The sequence below is a fragment of the Streptomyces sp. NPDC047981 genome, assembly GCF_040653315.1.
Classification (GTDB): Bacteria; Actinomycetota; Actinomycetes; order Streptomycetales; family Streptomycetaceae; genus Streptomyces.
Genome location: NZ_JBEZNQ010000199.1, coordinates 1 through 1,550, shown reverse-complemented (window position 1 = coordinate 1,550; position 1,550 = coordinate 1). Strand labels below are relative to the sequence as shown.

The following is a 1,550-nucleotide window of genomic DNA, read 5'->3' as shown; positions in this document are numbered from 1 at the left end:
ACAGAGCACAACCACAGGCTGCCCGCTACGCGGAGCGGCTGACCGTGTCACCGAGATGATCTCCGCCTACGGAATTCTTGCCAGAGCCACGTTCACTTGTACGCCGACAGCCCCACCCGCGATGACCTGGAGTCTCGCCTCGGCCACCGGCACACCTTCCTCGCGCCTGAACGGTCAAGGCAGCACCTTGAAAGCCTGGGTGCCACCGCGAGAACCAACGAGGACCCCAGGAACGGGATACGGCCAGGTGGCAGCGGCAACACTTGTGAGGGAACAAGTGCCAGCCCCAGATGAATGGGGACAGGTGTTCAGTGACGAGGTGCTGGCCACCGCCATCCTCGACTGCCTCCTCCATCACTGCGGAGTGATCTCCATCAACGGTCCCAGTTACCGGCTCAAGAACCGCCTCGCCGCCATCGAACGAGAGCGGGACGACGCAGCCTGACAACGTGGTCGACAATGACCGCATGGATGTCACTGAGCTGCTCGAATCGGCTTCCCTCCTCGTCCCGGAAGAGGTCGCTACCGAGAACGACATCTCGCTGCAAGACGTCTGGGACTATCTCGCCCACGACGATGGCAGATCGCGCTGAGCCTGCTGGAGGATCTCGGAGACGGGCAACCGTTGCCCTTGACGTTCTGGGAGCAGTTTGCCGTGGCGGCTGAGCAACTTGGCCTTGAGCGGAGCGTGGCTTGGTGCCGCTGGCGGTGTTCCGAGATCCGAAACGGAATGATCCGGGCGGATCTGACGTTCCGTCCAGCCACGGAGGCGCGACGCAAGACATCAATCTCCGGTCACGGTGTTCTGCGGCCCATGTGGGACATCGGGAACCTCTCACCCACCGGGGCTGCTTCGGTGAGTATCGCCGGGCTCTGGGTTGAGGACATGCCCGTTCTGGAGCCTGGCGGCCGAGCCACTGTCCGCCTCACTCCTCTCACCCCCACTCGCTGGGCGCACGTCAAAACCGGCCAACAGATCAACATGCACGAGGACCAGACCGTGGCCGGCACCGCAGTCGTGCTGGAAGTTCACCTCCCCACCCCCGCCATGCCCACGAGATAGGGGCCAACTGTCCCGACCCCGCTCTGGTGCAGATATCTCCGCTTGGTGAAGCACTCACAGGAGTACGTCGACAGGAGCCTCGTTGGTTCCCTGTCCTGCCGGACTCGACCTGCCTCACGCCCTGGTCGAGTGGGTATCCATGCCCATCGTCACCCGTGAGGGTGACCGCCGCTGCAAGCTGCCGCCCCATCAGCGTGCTCTCGTGGGCATGGTCTACCTGCGCCGGCACGACACGCTCACGCAGATCGCCGCGGGCTTCGGCATTTCCGCCGGCACCGCCCACGCCTACGTCAAAGCAGTCGTCCAGCACCTCTCCGGCCGGGCGCCCGGCCTCCTGCCGGCCCTACGCGAAACCGACCCCGACCATGTCCTGCTCGACGGGACGCTCCCCGAGGGGCCTTGTCCCCAAAAGGTGGACACCTGTTCGTGTCGTTATGCGGCAAGTGTCAGAGTAGCTGACTGCTGTTCGTAGACGTTCGGTGCCTGT

Annotated in this window: 3 pseudogenes; all 3 read left to right on the top strand. The window is 64.3% G+C overall.

What is annotated here, in order from left to right:
• Positions 1-292: 292 nt before the first annotated feature.
• Positions 293-445 (top strand): annotated as a pseudogene (locus tag AB0E14_RS39735) (ATP-binding protein); the annotation flags it as partial.
• Between the two features lie 22 nt (positions 446-467).
• Positions 468-1,063, top strand: a pseudogene (locus AB0E14_RS39730) (hypothetical protein).
• A gap of 82 nt (positions 1,064-1,145) precedes the next feature.
• A pseudogene (locus tag AB0E14_RS39725) lies at positions 1,146-1,457 on the top strand (transposase family protein); the annotation flags it as partial.
• Positions 1,458-1,550: the final 93 nt, after the last annotated feature.